This is a genomic window from Collinsella sp. 1033st1_E11_1033SCRN_220408 (assembly GCF_039062465.1).
Lineage (GTDB): Bacteria > Actinomycetota > Coriobacteriia > Coriobacteriales > Atopobiaceae > Parolsenella.
The window spans coordinates 19,004-34,277 of the sequence record NZ_JBCLNF010000003.1 but is presented as its reverse complement, the minus strand read 5'-3'; the positions used below and the strand labels follow the sequence as shown (position 1 = coordinate 34,277).

The following is a 15,274-nucleotide window of genomic DNA, read 5'->3' as shown; positions in this document are numbered from 1 at the left end:
ATGGGCAAGCCAGGAGCGTTTCTCGAGCACGGCAGGCAGACCCATGGGCTTCGTGACGTGGCCGAGCGCACGGGTGACTACAACGAGCTCTACGAGCTCCTCACGCCCGAGCAGCAGCAGGTGCAGGCGAGCCGTTGCATGATGTGCGGCGTGGCTTTCTGCCAGACGGGCATCTCGTTTGGCAAGGCGCGCCCGAGTGGTTGCCCCTTGCACAACCTCATTCCCGAGTGGAATGACCTCGTCTATCGCGGTCAGTGGGAGGAGGCGGCCGAGCGTCTGGCGCTGACCTCTCCCATGCCCGAGTTCACGAGCCGCGTGTGTCCGGCGCTGTGCGAGGCGGCCTGCAACCTGGGCCGCGCGGACGAGCCCGAGACGATTCACGACAACGAGCGCGCCATCAGCGATTGGCAGTGGGCACACGGTGGCCCGGCTCGCTTCGCTCCCGCGGGAGCGGACGCGCCGAGCGTGGCCGTGGTCGGCTCCGGTCCCGCCGGCCTCGTCAGCGCCTGGGAGCTTGCGCGCCGAGGTGCTCGCGTGACCGTGGTCGAGCGCCACGACCGCGCGGGTGGCCTGCTCATGTACGGCATCCCCAACATGAAGCTCGAGAAGGACGCCGTGACGCGCCGCGTCGAGCTCATGCGCGAGCTGGGTATCGAGTTCCGCCTGGGTGTCGACGCGAGCGACGCTGCGGTCGCCGCCGCGCTCAAGGACGAGTTCGACGCCGTCGTGGTCGCCGTGGGCGCGTGCAAGCCGCGTGGCCTTGCCGCCGCGGGCTATGACGAGGGGCTTGCTGCCGGTGGCGTGGTCTACGCGGTCGACTACCTCACGAGCGCTACGCGCTCGGTGCTTGACGGCGGCGCGCCGGCGATCGACGCGGCGGGCAAGGACGTCGTGGTCATCGGTGGCGGCGACACGGGTAACGACTGCCTGGGCACGGCCGTCCGCCAGGGTGCGCGTTCCGTGCGCCAGTTCGAGTTTCTGAGCTGCCCTCCGGAGGAGCGCGCGGCCGGAGACGCCTGGCCGCAGTGGCCCTACGTCAAGAAGACCGATTACGGCCAGGTCGAGGCCATCGACCTCATGGGTGGCGAGATGCGCGAGTGGGGCGTCGACACGCTCGAGGTGCTGTTCAACGAGGACGGCGGCGTCCGTGGCCTGCGCGTGGTCGATCTTGACTGGAGCCATGGGAAGCCCGAGCGCGTCGAGGGCTCCGAGCGCGAGGTACCGGCGCAGCTCGTGCTCATCGCCTGCGGCTTCACCGGTCCCGAGGCCAGCGTGGTCGAGGCGTTTGGCGCGAAGATCGCCGAGAAGGGTCGCCCGCTACCCGTCATGACGACGGCGGGCTCGCACCGCACCGCCGCGAGCGTTGCCGGTAAGCCCGTCTTCGCCGCGGGTGACGCTCGCAACGGCTCCACCCTCGTCGTGACCGCCATGGCCGACGCCCTCGCCTGTGCCGCCGAAGTCGCCGCGACCCTAGGCCTGTAAAGTTGACAAAGGGACAGTCCCTTTGTCAACAATTTAATCTGCAAAAGGGACAGTCCCTTTTTCAGGTTTTTCGAGACCCGCTGGGGGAGAGTCCCTCGGCGGGTCTTTTCGTTTGCTACTATCACGGGGATGGAAACGACGATGGGAGCGAGACATGCCTCTTCATGAGAATCCCGAGCTCAAGAGGGAGAGCTTCGAGTCCCTGCTCATGGCCGAGCTCGTGGGCCTTGGCACCACGATGTGCGCTGCGATGGACGCAAACCCAGGATTTGTGCCCTGTAGCCATGCGTTTGACGTGCTCCTCGAGGGCCTCGAGGCGGCAGCCGTCCCTGCTCCCTTAGAGATCCTCCGCGAACAGGCGGGTAAGGTCCACGCACGCAGCGAGCACATCGCAGGGCATCGCGGCGTGCCCCGTGGAGTCGTGACCTGCCCGTATGCCGGCCCTGGCAGGGAGCCGATCGCGGATGCCGTCTCAAGCGTCAAGATGGCCGCGTGCGCCATCGAGGACTCCGGCTGCGAGAACGAGGAAGCCTGCGTGGCCATCGCTCGCGCGCTTGCTGGCATTGGCGACCCGCACTCAGATGCCGCCGCGGTTGCGGAGCAAGCCGCCGAGGCTCTCCGTCTGGCCCATCAGTTCGACTAGGCTCGCCGCGATCATTGGGCACGCCTCGCAGTAAGGATAGACTCCCCGCGTCCATTGGGCGTGCCTCGTAGTAAAGACCTGGCTCGCCGCTGCCAGTGGCCACTCCTCTCGCTAAAGACGAATCCCCCGATCCTGGTGCCTCTTCTCGCGTAGCTGCGTGCGAGAACGGCGCTAGGACCGGGGGATTTCATTTGGGCGTGCTAACGGGGACGCTTGCCTGGGCGTGCTAACGGGGATGCGCTTGTATGGGCGTGCTTGCCGACCGTGCTTGCCCGGACGTGCCCGTTGGCCGTGCCTGTGGCGGCTGCCTTACGCCTCGCCCCAGACCTTCTCGGCAACGCGCTTGACGAGCGCGACCTTGGCCCACTGCTCGTCCTCGGTGAGCTTGTTGCCGCACTCGCAGGAGGCGAAGCCGCACTGCGGGGAGAGGTAGAGGTTCTCGAGCGGCACGTACTTGGCCGCCTCGTTGATGCGGCTGATGAGCAGCTCCTCGTCCTCGAGGCCCGGCTGCTTGGAGGTCACGAGGCCGAGCACGACCTTCTTGCCCTCGGCAACGTACTTGAGCGGCTCGAAGGTGCCGGCACGAGGCGTGTCGAACTCGAGGTAGAAGGCATCGACGTCCTCGTCGGCGAAGAGGTAGGGCGCGACGGGGTCATAGCCGCCCTCGAAGGCGTAGGTGGAGTGGTAGTTGCCGCGGCAGACGTGCGTGGTGATCGCGAGGTCCTCGGGCTTGCCCTCAATCGCGAGGTTGTTGAGGCGGACGCCGAGCTCGGAGACCTTCTGGATGTCGACCGGGCTCATGCCGGTCTTGGCGACGAAGTCCGTGTCGCAGTAGATGCCCCAGGTGCAGTCGTCGAACTGGATGGAGCGGCAGCCGGCGGCGTAGAGATCCGCAATCACGGTGCGGTAGGCGGCGGCGATGTCCTCGATGAGGGCCTCGTCATTGGGGTATACGGAGCGCAGGCTCTCGACCTGGCCGTCGCAGCGGTCGAGGACGACCTCGGAGTAGGTCTGGATGGGGGCGGGCATGGTCTGGCGCGCGACCTGGCCGTCCTCCTCGAGGGCCTTCACGAACTTGAAGTGCTCGACGAACGGGTGGTTCTCGCCGGAGATCTTGCCCGTGACGACGGCGGTGTCAGCGGTGGTCTCCTCGTCGTGGAACATATAGCCGGTGCGGCTCGTGCGGCGCTCGATGCCGTTCAGACCCCACATGAAGTCGAGGTGCCAGTAGCTGCGGCGGAATTCGCCGTCGGTGATGACGTGGAGGCCGGCGGCCTTCTGCTTGGCTACGAGGTCGCGGATGGCCTCGTTTTCGACGACCGTGAGGGCGGCGTCGTCGATGACGCCGGCGGCGTGGTCCGCGCGGGCCTGCTTGAGGACGTCCGGGCGCAGGAAGCTGCCGACGACGTCATAGCGGAACGGGGCGTTGTGCTTGTAGGACATGGGTTTCTCCTTGGGTATGAGATGGCTCGTGGTTGTCGCGAGAGCTTGGGAGACGTGCGCAATCTTCATCTCTACCAGGCTCTTTGCTAGTCGTTTAACTAACCGACCAATTGGCTGGAAATAGTATTCCACGTTTGTGGGCTATCCGGTACTACGCATCATGTATGCGAGTGCATAGGTTAAAGCTATGGCACGCGCGGGATGCCGAGAAAGGCGCGACGCTTGCCGGGGAGGCGGGCGACGGCAAAGAGAAGGGGCCCGGAACGACTGGCGTCCCGGGCCCCACGGGTTTTAATGTCACGGTAGCTGGCACGCCAGCCCGCGACTTCGCCGGCTATGCCTCGTCCGCGCCACACAATCGGCCGGCCAGCGCACAAAAAGGGGCGGACCACCTGGGCCCGCCCCTTCCGAGTCGATGCGATTGTCTGCGGCCTGCGAACTAGTCGAGGGCGGCGAAGCCACGCTCGAGGTCGGCGATGATGTCGTCGATGTGCTCCGTGCCGATGGAGAGGCGAATCGTGGACTGCGAGATGCCCACGTTGGCGAGCTCCTCGTCCGAGAGCTGGGAGTGCGTCGTGCTAGCCGGGTGGATCACGAGGCTCTTGACGTCAGCGACGTTGGCGAGCAGCGAGAAGAGCTGCAGGTTGTCGATGAACTTCCATGCGGCGTCCTTGCCGCCCTTGATCTCGAAGGTGAAGATCGAGGCGCCTCCGTTGGGGAAGTACTTCTCGTAGAGGTCATGGTCGGGGTGGTCGGGAAGACTCGGGTGGTTGACCTTCTCGACGTGCGGGTTGTTCACGAGGTACTCGATGACCTTCTTGGTGTTCTCGGCGTGGCGCTCGAGGCGAAGTGACAGGGTTTCGGTGCCTTGGAGCAGCAGGAATGCGTTGAAGGGCGAGATGCAGGCGCCCTCGTCGCGGAGGAGGATCGCACGGATGTAGGTCACGAACGCGGCGGCACCGCAGGCGTCGGCGAAGGAGATGCCGTGGTAGGAGGGGTTGGGCTCGGCGATCTGCGGATACTTGCCAGAGGCCTTCCAATCGAAGTTGCCGCCGTCGACGATGACACCGCCGAGCGAGGTGCCGTGGCCGCCGATGAACTTCGTGGCGGAGTGGACAACGACGTTAGCGCCGTGCTCGAGCGGACGGAAGAGATACGGCGTGCCAAACGTGTTGTCCACGACGACGGGCAGGCCGTGCTTGTGGGCGATCTCGGAGATGGCGTCGATGTTGGGGATGTCGGAGTTGGGGTTGCCGAGGGTCTCGAGGTAGATGAGGGTGGTGTTGTCCTGGATGGCCGCCTCGACCTCATCGAGGTTGTGGGCGTCGACGAAGGTGGTCGTGATGCCGTACTGCGGGAGCGTGTGCTCGAGCAGGTTGTAGGAGCCGCCGTAAATGGTCTTCTGGGCGACCACGTGATCGCCGGCCTTGGCGAGCGCCTGGATGGCGTAGGTGATGGCGGCGGCGCCGGAGGCGACAGCGAGGCCGGCCACGCCACCCTCGAGCGCGGCGATGCGGTCCTCGAAGACGCCCTGCGTGGAGTTGGTCAGGCGGCCGTAGATGTTGCCGGCATCGGCAAGGCCGAAGCGGTCGGCGGCGTGCTGGGAGTTACGGAAGACATAGCTCGTGGTCTGGTAGATGGGCACGGCGCGGGAGTCGGTGGCGGGGTCAGCCGCCTCCTGGCCGACGTGGAGCTGAAGGGTCTCGAAGTGGAAGGTCTTCTCGGTCTCGGGGGCGATGTCAGACATGGGTTCCTCCTAAAGGATGGTTCTTGCGGGATATTGGTCGAGCGGGTTCTTGTTGGATTCGATGGGCGCGCTCAAGGTTTTGCTGTGGTGGTCGTACTACCTGCCGACGCGCCGAACGGGGTGGCTGCCAAAAAGGAAACGCCCGGCAGCTCACGGGCTCCCGGGCGCAAGTCGGAGACGTTTCGCAAGGCGGCGGCGCTAATGACGCACGACAACCCTGCAGGTAGACCCCTGCGGTGCCCGGGAGCTCAGCATTCGCATGCACATCATCGTGGTGGTCTTGGCAGTCATCTCTCGGCACCTCCTTGCGCCTTCGGTTTTGCTGGTGAGTTTATACGCCCGCGTGGGCGATAAGGTCAATACCCTAGTGGGTAACTAGGGATTAAGATTCTGTTACATCGAGGTAGGGAGGGGTGTTTGGCAGGCAGATTTCTATTGCGGGCCGCCGTGAGGTCGTTTTGCCGCCCGGCCGCGGGGCGCCGCGCTTCCGTTCTGCCGCCCGGCCACGAGACGCCGTGGCAAGCGAGCCGCCACTATCTGCCGGATGTCACGTGACGTCGCGAGGTCCCACTTCCGCATCGCGCGCCGTTCGCCGATGGGGGCGTGCGCTCCGGCAGCGTTCGCGTCGCGGGCCTCGACACGCGCGACGCGCCATTCGCCGATGGGAGCGTGCACTCCTCTTGGCTAAAGCGGCATCATCAGGCATAGGGGTATCCAATAGCAAGGAGGAAGCTCATGCGCTACATCGAATTTGGAGAGCAGAAGGCTAAGGCGTCCGAGGTCATGATCGGCCTCATGCGCATCAAGGAGATGAGCGTGCCTGAGGTCACGGAGCTCATCGAGGCCGCGCTCGACGAGGGCATCAACGCCCTGGACATCGCCGATGTCTATGGCCGAGGCGCTTGCGAGACCATCCTCGGCGAGGTCTTCGCCGCCAATCCGGGCCTGCGCGATCGTGTCTTCCTGCAGTCGAAGGTCGGCATCCGAAAGGAGCCGGACGGCTTCACGTGGTATGACTTCTCGAAGGAGCACATCATCGAAGCCGTTGACGCCGGCCTCGCCCGCATGGGCGTCGACCACGTCGACTCGATGCTACTTCACCGTCCAGACGTGCTCATGGATCCGGACGAGGTGGGCGAGGCCCTCGAGACCCTCAAGGATCAGGGTAAGGTCCTCGACTGGGGTGTCTCGAACCTCAATCCCACCATGCTCGGCCGTCTCGAGCGCCGCGTCCCGGTCAAGCTCGCGACCAACCAGGTGCAGCTCAGCTGCGCGTTTACGCCTGCGTTCAATGGCGCGTTCAACGTGAACATGGAGAACGACGCCGCCATCATGCGAGACGGGGGCATCTTCGAGTACTGCGAGGACAGGGACATGGTTATCCAGGCCTGGTCCACCATGCAGTACGGCTACTTCGAGGGCGTCTTCCTCGGCAGCCCCAAGTATCCCGAGCTCAACGCCAAGCTCGAGGAGCTGGCCGAGAAGTACGGCGTGACTCCGATGGCCGTGGCTCTCGCCTGGGTGCTCCGCTATCCGGCGAAGATGCAGGCTGTCATCGGTACCACGAAGCCGTCGCGCGTCCGCGAGGCCGCGCGCGCCTGCGACTTCGAGCTCACCCGCAAGGAGTGGTACGAGATTTACTGCTCCGCGGGCAACGTTCTGCCGTAGCTGTGGGGACGCGCCGCGCTCGCCGCTACCCCAGGATTTCGAAGCCGTTATCGGCGATGAGGGAGCGGAGCTCGTCGAGGTAGCGCTTGGCCATGGGGGAGAGGCGAGCGCGGTCGTTCGTGAGGAAGCCTAGCTGCATCGTCTCGTCAGTCTCGAGTGGGACGGAGACGATGTCGACGCCGTTGAGGTCGCTGTTGAGCACGCCAGAGCTGATGGTGTAGCCGTTCACGCCGCGCAGCAGGTTGAACAGCGTCGCACGGTCGGTGAGGACGATGGTCTTGCGGTGGCTTTCGAAGGGTAGGAGCTCCTCGGAGAAGTAGAGCGAGTTATGCGTGCCCTGCTCGTAGCAAAGGTACGGGTAGCCATCGAGGTCCTCGAGGCGGACGCTTTTCGCATTTGCTAGCGGGTGCGACGCGCTAACGAAGACGTGCGGGCGCGCGTTGAACAGCGGCGTGTAGGTGAGGTGGTTCTCGCGCATGAGCTTGCGCAGGACCTTCTCGTTGAATGAGCTGAGATAGATTACGCCCAGCTCGCTGCGATAGCCGGCGACGTCCTCGATGATCTCGTAGGTGCGGCTCTCTCGCAGGGTCATTTCGTATTCGTCGGCGTCGGATCCCTCGAGTAGGCGGACGAAGGCGAGGACGACGAACGCGTAGTGCTGCGACGAGATGGCGAACAGGCGCTTTGACGGGCGGGCGTGGGAGTAGCGCTGCTCGACGAGTTCCGTCTGCTCGAGAATCTGACGAGCATAGGAGAGGAACTCCGAGCCGTCGGGCGTGAGCGAAATGCCTCGCGCGCTGCGGTTGAAGATCTGGATGCCAAGCTCGGCTTCGAGATCACGCACGGCGGCGGAGAGGGACGGCTGCGAGATGTAAAGCTGTCGTGCGGCCTCGGTGATCGAGCCGCACTCGGCGACGCGCGTGACGTAGCGAAGCTGGGTGAGGGTCATGGGGCCTCCCTTGACAATGTTTGCTTGCCATAGGATACGCCTATATTAGGTGTTGAATGGGGCCGCGACGAGACTATTTGCGTGCTTGGACGGCCACGTGTTTTTAACTCGACTGAGAAGTATGGACATGATTCGGGATTCGCCAAGTAGCGTTGCCAATCGGGCGTTTACCAAATGGGGTTTTGTGATCGAGATGCGATGGCTACCCGCGTGTTCATGCTTTATGTCCATACTTCTCGACCGAGCTGCTTTTTCTGCCGGAGGAGGGGGCGTTTCATCGCGCTCCTAGACGATGCGTTATCGTTTTCGCATCGGTCTCGATTTGAAAAGTGCGCTAAGTAGGGGGCTATTTGACCGGTTGCCGAGTAGAGGCATTATTTGCGCGATGCTCAACTGGGCTTTTGCGGCGGAATCGGGGCGTCTACTCCGGCAATCTCGGTATAGCCCCCTACTTAGCGCACTTTTTTCTCGCCGCCCGCGTCGGCCCGCTGTATGTGGCGGCTTTTTAGTCCGTGTCGGCTTGCCGGTCGAGAGCGCCTGCCGCACGTGACGCTCCAAGGCCCGCAATGTTAGCCGCTCGAGGTGACCTTCCACGCTCGAGTTGATCCTCCATCTGCGATGGCTCTTCGCTCCGAGTTGATCCTCCACCTGCGATGGCTCTTCGCTCGTGAAGATTGCCACCCGTGACGAAGCAGAAAACAAGCGCGCGTATCTTATTGTCTCGAATGCGATTACGTGTTGTGACGTGCTAATTCTCGCGCTATAACACGCATTGGAATCGACGCGCTCGAACGAAAGGATGCAGCATGGAGACCTATAACTTCTATGCGCCCACGAAGGTGCTCTTTGGTCCAGGCAAGCTCGGCGAGCTCGGTGACCAGAAGCTTCCCGGCGCCAAGGCCTTGATTGTGACCACCGGTGGCAAGTCCGTGAAGGCAAACGGCTACCTCGCTCGCGTCGAGGCCGAGCTTGATCGTGCTGGCGTAAAGCATGTGCTGTTTGATCGTATCGAGCCTAACCCGCTGCGCGATACGGTTAACGCGGGCGGTTGGCTTGCTCGAAGCGAGGGCTGCGACTTCGTTCTCGCGCTCGGCGGAGGTTCGGTCATGGACGCGAGCAAGGGCATTTGCACGATCGCCGCGAATCCGGCCGTGGACGCCGAGGGCAACGTTACCGCCGGTGATATCTGGACCTACGTCATGGGCGGCACGGCAAAGTCCCAGCCCATCCCCAACGACCCGCTGCCTCTCGTGTGCGTGACCACAACTGCCGGCACCGGCTCCGAGGCGGACGCTGGCGCCGTCATCTCCTGCGAGGAGACCGACGAGAAGCTGCGTCTGGGCGATCCGCGTCTCTTCCCGTGCCTGTCCGTGGTCGATCCCGAGCTCATGCTCACGGTTCCCGCGCGTCTGACCGCCTTCCAGGGTTTTGATGCGCTGTTCCACAACGTCGAGTGCTTCATCGCCAAGAACCACACCCTCATGGGCGACATGATCTGCCGCGAGGGCATCAGGAATGCCGCGGCCTCGCTTGCTACCTGCGTCAACGACGGAACCAACCTCGAGGCGCGCACCCAGCTCGCGTTCGCCAACACGCTCGGTGGCTACGCGATGGTCTGCTCCGGCTGCGCCGGCTGTCATGGTACCGAGCACGGCATGAGCGCTCATCACCATGACCTCCCGCATGGCGCTGGCCTCATCATGATCGCTTGTGCCTATCACCAGCACATGATTGACGTCCATGCATGCGACGATCGCTACGTCGAGATGGCTCGCCTCATGGGCGCCAGCGAAGCGGAGCTTGCCGAGCAGGGCCCGAGTGCGTTCGTGACCGAGCTCTCTCGCCTCAAGCGTGAATGCGGCATGGACGGGCTCAAGATGAGCGACTGGGGCATTACCGAGGATGAGCTTTCTGCCATCGCGGAGAATGCCATTACCACCAACGACGCCCTCTTCGGTCACGATCCGTCGCCGCTGACCGTCGATGACGTGACTGCGATTCTCAAGGCTAGCTACAAGTAGAGGATAGTGCGCGATGGGCGCGGGACCGCTCGACACGTGGGGGCGCGAGGCTGGACGGCACGCGGGCGCCACGCCTGCGCGGCGCGCGGAGACGCGAGAGTGGACGGCACACGCGCGCCACGAGCCTGCGCGGCGTGCGGAGGCGCATGGCTGCCCGTGAATGCCGGACGTGACTATCTGGAACGGCCAGCAAAGGCCCGTCACCGTGTTGGTGGCGGGCCTTCTTTTCGGTGCCAGGCCCTTTCGAGTTAGACCACTCCCCGGGGTGCCGACGCCGACGTTTGGCTCGCGATCAACTTTCTGGGCTGCGAAGGCGGAAACCCCTTCGCGATACCATACTCAACCTCGTAAGTTTACATAAGAACCGACAGGGGTATCATGACGAAAGTTTACATAAGACCGGAGCGATGAGAGACTCCGGCGCGAGGGGAGAAGGATCCATGGGACTCACCCAGGCCGCCGAGCGTGCGGCGCTCAACAAGCTCGTTGATTACCTCAACGAGAATCCTGCCGAAAACGTCGATAAGATCATGGACCTCGTGAACAAGCTTGTTCCGGACAGCGTATTTCCTGTTCAACGTAAGGCCTTCACGGACGTCATCAAGAGCCGTGGCAATTGGTATGACTTGATCATGCGCGTCTTCGACCTCAACCCCGAGATGCGCACGAAGCTCCTCAAGGCTCTGCTCGTCGACGGCAACCTCCTCGCTTGGCCCGTCCAGGAGAAGGCTCGAGAGAAGTACCAGCGCAACATCCCGTGGGCCATCCTCCTCGACCCCACGAGCGCCTGCAACCTGCACTGCACCGGCTGCTGGGCGGCGGAGTACGGCCACCAGCAGAACCTCTCCTTCGATGACATCGACTCGATCGTCTGCCAAGGCAAGGAGCTTGGCACTCACATGTACATCTACACGGGCGGGGAGCCGCTCGTGCGCAAGCACGACCTCATCAAGATCTGCGAGAAGCACCCTGACTGCGCGTTCCTCTGCTTCACGAATGCCACCCTCATCGACGAGGAGTTTTGCCAGGACATGATCCGCGTGGGCAACTTCGTGCCGGCAATTTCGGCCGAGGGCAACGAGCACACCACGGACTCCCGCCGCGGTCAGGGCACCTATGCCAAGATCGAGTGCGCCATGGACCTACTGCGCTCGCACAAGCTGCCGTTTGGTATCTCCTGCTGCTGGACGAAGGCGAATGCCGACACGGTCGCCACGGAGGAGAACATCGACTGGATGATCGACAAGGGCGCGCTCTTCTGCTGGTACTTCCACTTCATGCCCGTGGGCCGCGCCGCCACGGCGGAGCTCATTCCCACGCCCGAGCAGCGTGAGAAGATGTATCGCTTCGTTCGCGAGATGCGCGAGAAGAAGCCGCTGTTCACGCTCGACTTCCAGAACGATGGCGAGTACGTGGGCGGTTGCATCGCCGGCGGCCGCCGCTATCTGCACATCAACGCCGCGGGCGATGTCGAACCGTGCGTCTTCATCCACTACTCCAACGCCAACATCCACGACGTGAGCCTGCTCGACGCACTCGGCAGCCCCATCTTCATGAAGTACTACGAGGGACAGCCCTTTAACGCCAACCACCTCAAGCCGTGTCCCATGCTCGAGAATCCCGATACGCTGCCCAAGCTCGTTGCGGAGAGCGACGCCCATTCCACCGATCTCGTCGAGAAGGAGACGCCGGAACAGTTGCGCGAGAAGACCGTCGAGGCCGCGAAGGCCTGGGCGCCCGTTGCTGATCGTCTATGGGACGACAAGGAGAGCCCCCTGTACGAGAAGCGCCATGTGGCGGACCATTCGCAGGGTATGGCCGCCACGGACATGAAGAAGTTCGAGGCTCAGGGCCACTATGGTTATGCCGAGGAGCCCACGGCCACGAAGTAAGCCCCGCCGCGTGGAACCTGCCACACGGCTGAGCCCCCGGGGCCCGTCTCGCATGCGCGGGTCGGGCTCCCTTTGCTGAAAAGAGCCGAGTTTACGGCATCTGTCAACCTCTCGCGGCCTGACCGCCGTTCGCGGATGGGCGTCTCGCCGCTCGCGGATGAAAAGGGCCACGCTCGCTCGGCCAGGAGTATCCCTGTGCACCGCGAGTGTTTGCTGCCGCCGGGGCTGGCGGCCAAAGAAAGGGGAGACTTATGACGAATCTACGCGAGAAGTACGGCGAGTGGGGCATCGTCCTTGGTGCCACCGAGGGCGTCGGCGAGGCGTTCTGCAAGAAGCTCGCCGAGGGTGGCATGAACCTGGTTATGGTGGGTCGACGCGAGGAGCTGCTGCGCGAGAAGGGCGAGAAGTTCCACGAGGAGTACGGCGTGGACTATAAGGTCGTCCGTGCCGACCTGTCTTGCCCCGACGAGGCCTGCGAGGCGGTCTTCTCGGCCACCGAGGGCCTTGATATGGGCTTCATGAGCTACGTCGCCTGCCTGCACCACTTTGGCAAGTTCCAGCACACCTCGCTTGAGGACCACGAGAAGATGGTGAACGTCAACGTCATCAGCTTCCTGCGCATGTTCCACCACTTCATGACGATCTTTGCCGAGCAGGACCGTGGCGCGGTCATCAACGTCTCGTCCATGACGGGCATCTCGAGCTCCCCGTGGAACGCCGAGTACGGCGCCGGCAAGGCCTACATCCTCAAGCTCACCGAGGCCGTGGCCTGCGAGTGCGAGAAGACGGGCGTCGACGTCGAGGTCTGCACGCTGGGCACCACGCTCACGCCCACGGCCATCAAGAACTTCCCGAAGGGCCCGGTGGGCGAGCAGGTCGTCAAGCTTGCGCTCACGCCCGATGAGGTGGCCGACGAGGCGTTCGAGAAGCTCGGGAAGGAGTTCTCCATCATCACCGGCGAGCGCAACAAGAAGAGCGTCCACGACTGGAAGGCCAACCACACCGAGGACGAGTACATCCGCTACATGGGCTCGTTCTACGCCGACCAGGACTAAGCGAGGGTTGACAAAGGGACAGTCCCTTTGTCAACCCCGTGAGGCAGTCATCGCTGGTTAATACCGAACCTCAAAGGAGGGTTTGTCGCCGGATTGGCGGCAGACCCTCCTTTCGCATGAGGCAACGGTGAAGTGCAGGTTCATCGCACGCAGGAAAGCGTGCGAGCGAGCGCTGGCGTATTGGCCGCGAAGGCCGGCGAGCACTTGGCAGATGGCGTGGCCCGTGCCCTGCATCTCCGCGGTTACGGTGCCGTTTGGCTCGTTGCGGACCCAGCCGGCGACGCCCGCCTCATTCGCGAGCGATTGCGTGGTCCAACGGAAACCGACGCCCTGGACGGTACCGTCGAAGACGAGGGCGAGGCGAACCTCTCCGTCGATATCCCAGGTGCGGATGACCTCGCTTACATCCATGGCTGACTACAGGCAGCTCTCGTAGATGGCGCGCGCGTCATCCATCGTGAGCCTTTGGAGCTGGCCAAACTCGGCACCCTTGTTCTGCTCGAGCGTCTCGAGGAAGGCGGGGATGTCATCGGCGGTGAAGCCGAGCTCTCCCAGCGTGCGTGGCATACCGATGGAGCAGAAGAAGGCCTGCAGCTCGTCGATCGTGGCGAGGATGGCGTCCTCGACGGCCTCCTCCGGCGTGGCGTCGATGCAATCCTCGACGACATCCACCGGCTCGATGTCAAACACGCCGGCGCCCAGGGTGAGGAAGCGCTCGGGGTTGGACTGCCAGACGTAGCGCATCCACGCCGGCATGACAACGGCAAGGCCGGCGCCGTGGGCTACCTTCGGGTCATGTGCGGAGAGTTCGTGCTCCATGCCGTGGCTCTCCCAGCCGCCCGCGCGACCGCCGTTGGCTCCACGGCCGCATCCGGCGAGGTCATTGTGGGCGAGCGTGCCGGCCCACATGAGGTTGGCGCGCGCGTCATAGCACTCGGGGTCTTCCATGACGCGACCTGCCTCGGAGATGATGGCGCGGATGAGACCGCAGTCAAGCTGGTCGGTCACGGGAACGGGGCCGCTGGTGGAGAAGAAGCGCTCGAGGATGTGAGCGCACATGTCCGTCACGCCGGCTGCCGTCTGGTAGGCGGGGAGGGTGAAGGTCAGCTCAGGGTCGAGAACGGAGACGACGGGGCGGTTGAGCTCGGACGAGAGACCCTTCTTGAGGTGGGCCTCCTCGTTGGTAAGGACGCTCGAGGCACTTGCCTCGGAGCCGGCGGCAGGAATGGTGAGGACGCACGCGACGGGAAGCTTGCCCTCCGCCACGGGCTCGGCGGCGTGGGTGTAGAGGTCCCACAGGTCACCCTGGTAGGGGACACCGAGGGCGATGCCCTTTGCGGTGTCGATGGCGGAGCCGCCGCCGACGGCGAGAACGACATCGGCACCCGAGGCGCGTGCCACCTCTACGCCCTCGCGGGCGTGGGCGAGGCTGGGGTTGGGCTGGGCACCGCCGAACTCCGTATGGGCAACGCCGGCGGCATCGAGGGAGGCGAGGACTCGGTCAAGCGTGCCCGTGCGCACGACGGAACCCTTGCCATAGACGACGAGGGCATGCTTGAAGCCGCGAGACGCGAGCTCGGAGCCGGTATGGTCCGTCAGGCCCCTGCCAAAGACGACTTTGGTGGGCATGGAGAAGCTGAAGTCATTCATGCGTTTCCTTTCGTGGGCAGGTTGCGTCGGGCGATTCGATTTCACTATTGTATTCCCCATACCGGACAACAAATCCGGAGGCTGACGATGGAAACCTGCAAAAGGAACAGTCCCTTTTGCAGGTTAAAGTTGACAAGGGGACAGTCCCTTTGTCAACTCTGAGGGACTGGAGTGGCAATGGCGGAGGGCGGAGTCATGCGTGCGTGTGTGGCCGCGATCATGGGTGTGGCGCTGGCTATCGCTGGTCCCTATGCGTTCACGGGGGTCGAGGCCACCTGGCAGAAGATCGTGCTTCTCTCGCTCATCCTCGCCTGCGTGGCCATTCTCGTCACGACCGTCGTCCTCTCGATGGTGGCGGAGATGTGCGCTCGTTGTGGCTCTCACGCCGAGAGGCGCGTGATGCTGCTCTCCGACGTCTTTCTCTTCTCGGGCGCGGTAATGATGCTCGTCACGTTTGTCTTCGCGTTCGTCTTCGCCATCCTTCGCATGGCATAGGCTTCGCCGTTCCGCCGCTGCGGCGGCTTGTCGCCGCGCCTGCCCGCGGCGCGCCCGCCCACGCTGGGCCCCGTGCCGCCCCCGCGCCATGCCTGCCCGTGCCGCGCCCGTCGCGCGGCGCCCGACCGTGCGTACGACCGTCGCCGCACCCGCGGCGCGAGCATCCGCTTGTTGCATGAATGAATGCCGAATGCTGTTCATCCCTATCACAAAATGACTACGGCATAGC

The 15,274-nt window shown here is 63.9% G+C and carries 12 protein-coding genes; 7 read left to right on the top strand and 5 right to left on the bottom strand.

Annotated features, from left to right (window positions below; genetic code table 11):
• Both ABCN07_RS03830 and ABCN07_RS03825 read left to right on the top strand, forming a co-directional pair.
• On the top strand, positions 1-1,482 hold the full coding sequence (locus ABCN07_RS03830) for a glutamate synthase subunit beta (RefSeq protein ID WP_343005444.1): 1,482 nt from the start codon (positions 1-3) through the stop codon (positions 1,480-1,482).
• A 154-nt stretch (positions 1,483-1,636) separates the two neighbouring features.
• Positions 1,637-2,125: a hypothetical protein gene (locus tag ABCN07_RS03825; protein WP_343005443.1), complete on the top strand. Its 489-nt coding sequence runs from the start codon at positions 1,637-1,639 to the stop codon at positions 2,123-2,125.
• Positions 2,126-2,434: 309 nt separating this feature from the next.
• On the opposite strand, the gene ABCN07_RS03820 is transcribed toward ABCN07_RS03825, so the two are convergent.
• Together ABCN07_RS03820 and ABCN07_RS03815 are read right to left on the bottom strand one after the other, a co-directional pair.
• Complete coding sequence (locus ABCN07_RS03820) at positions 2,435-3,568, bottom strand: 5-methyltetrahydropteroyltriglutamate--homocysteine S-methyltransferase (RefSeq protein ID WP_343005442.1); 1,134 nt, start codon at positions 3,566-3,568, stop codon at positions 2,435-2,437.
• A 439-nt stretch (positions 3,569-4,007) separates the two neighbouring features.
• Positions 4,008-5,315 (bottom strand): O-acetylhomoserine aminocarboxypropyltransferase/cysteine synthase family protein, encoded by a 1,308-nt coding sequence (locus ABCN07_RS03815; protein WP_343005441.1) that lies wholly within the window; start codon positions 5,313-5,315, stop codon positions 4,008-4,010.
• Between the two features lie 735 nt (positions 5,316-6,050).
• Here ABCN07_RS03815 and ABCN07_RS03810 point away from each other — a divergent pair.
• Entirely contained in the window at positions 6,051-6,983 is a 933-nt protein-coding gene (locus ABCN07_RS03810; protein ID WP_343005440.1) for an aldo/keto reductase, read from the top strand.
• 25 nt (positions 6,984-7,008) lie between these two features.
• Here ABCN07_RS03810 and ABCN07_RS03805 read toward each other — a convergent pair whose 3' ends face one another.
• Complete coding sequence (locus tag ABCN07_RS03805) at positions 7,009-7,932, bottom strand: LysR family transcriptional regulator (RefSeq protein ID WP_343005438.1); 924 nt, start codon at positions 7,930-7,932, stop codon at positions 7,009-7,011.
• 806 nt (positions 7,933-8,738) lie between these two features.
• Here ABCN07_RS03805 and ABCN07_RS03800 point away from each other — a divergent pair.
• From ABCN07_RS03800 to ABCN07_RS03790, 3 genes are all read left to right on the top strand, one after another.
• Positions 8,739-9,953 carry an iron-containing alcohol dehydrogenase gene (locus tag ABCN07_RS03800; RefSeq protein WP_343005437.1) on the top strand — a complete coding sequence of 405 codons (1,215 nt, stop codon included), beginning with the start codon at positions 8,739-8,741 and terminating at the stop codon, positions 9,951-9,953.
• Positions 9,954-10,393: 440 nt separating this feature from the next.
• The gene (locus ABCN07_RS03795; protein WP_343005436.1) at positions 10,394-11,845 is read left to right on the top strand and encodes a radical SAM protein; all 1,452 of its coding nucleotides are present in this window, start codon (positions 10,394-10,396) and stop codon (positions 11,843-11,845) included.
• 251 nt (positions 11,846-12,096) lie between these two features.
• Positions 12,097-12,900: an SDR family NAD(P)-dependent oxidoreductase gene (locus tag ABCN07_RS03790; RefSeq protein WP_293815488.1), complete on the top strand. Its 804-nt coding sequence runs from the start codon at positions 12,097-12,099 to the stop codon at positions 12,898-12,900.
• A 57-nt stretch (positions 12,901-12,957) separates the two neighbouring features.
• Here the strand turns inward: ABCN07_RS03790 and ABCN07_RS03785 are convergent, their stop codons facing one another.
• Entirely contained in the window at positions 12,958-13,311 is a 354-nt protein-coding gene (locus ABCN07_RS03785; protein WP_343005435.1) for an acylphosphatase, read from the bottom strand.
• Between the two features lie 6 nt (positions 13,312-13,317).
• Positions 13,318-14,550 carry an iron-containing alcohol dehydrogenase gene (locus tag ABCN07_RS03780; protein WP_343005434.1) on the bottom strand — a complete coding sequence of 411 codons (1,233 nt, stop codon included), beginning with the start codon at positions 14,548-14,550 and terminating at the stop codon, positions 13,318-13,320.
• Between the two features lie 177 nt (positions 14,551-14,727).
• Here ABCN07_RS03780 and ABCN07_RS03775 point away from each other — a divergent pair, with 177 nt between their 5' ends.
• Positions 14,728-15,045 carry a hypothetical protein gene (locus ABCN07_RS03775; RefSeq protein WP_343005433.1) on the top strand — a complete coding sequence of 106 codons (318 nt, stop codon included), beginning with the start codon at positions 14,728-14,730 and terminating at the stop codon, positions 15,043-15,045.
• Positions 15,046-15,274: the final 229 nt, after the last annotated feature.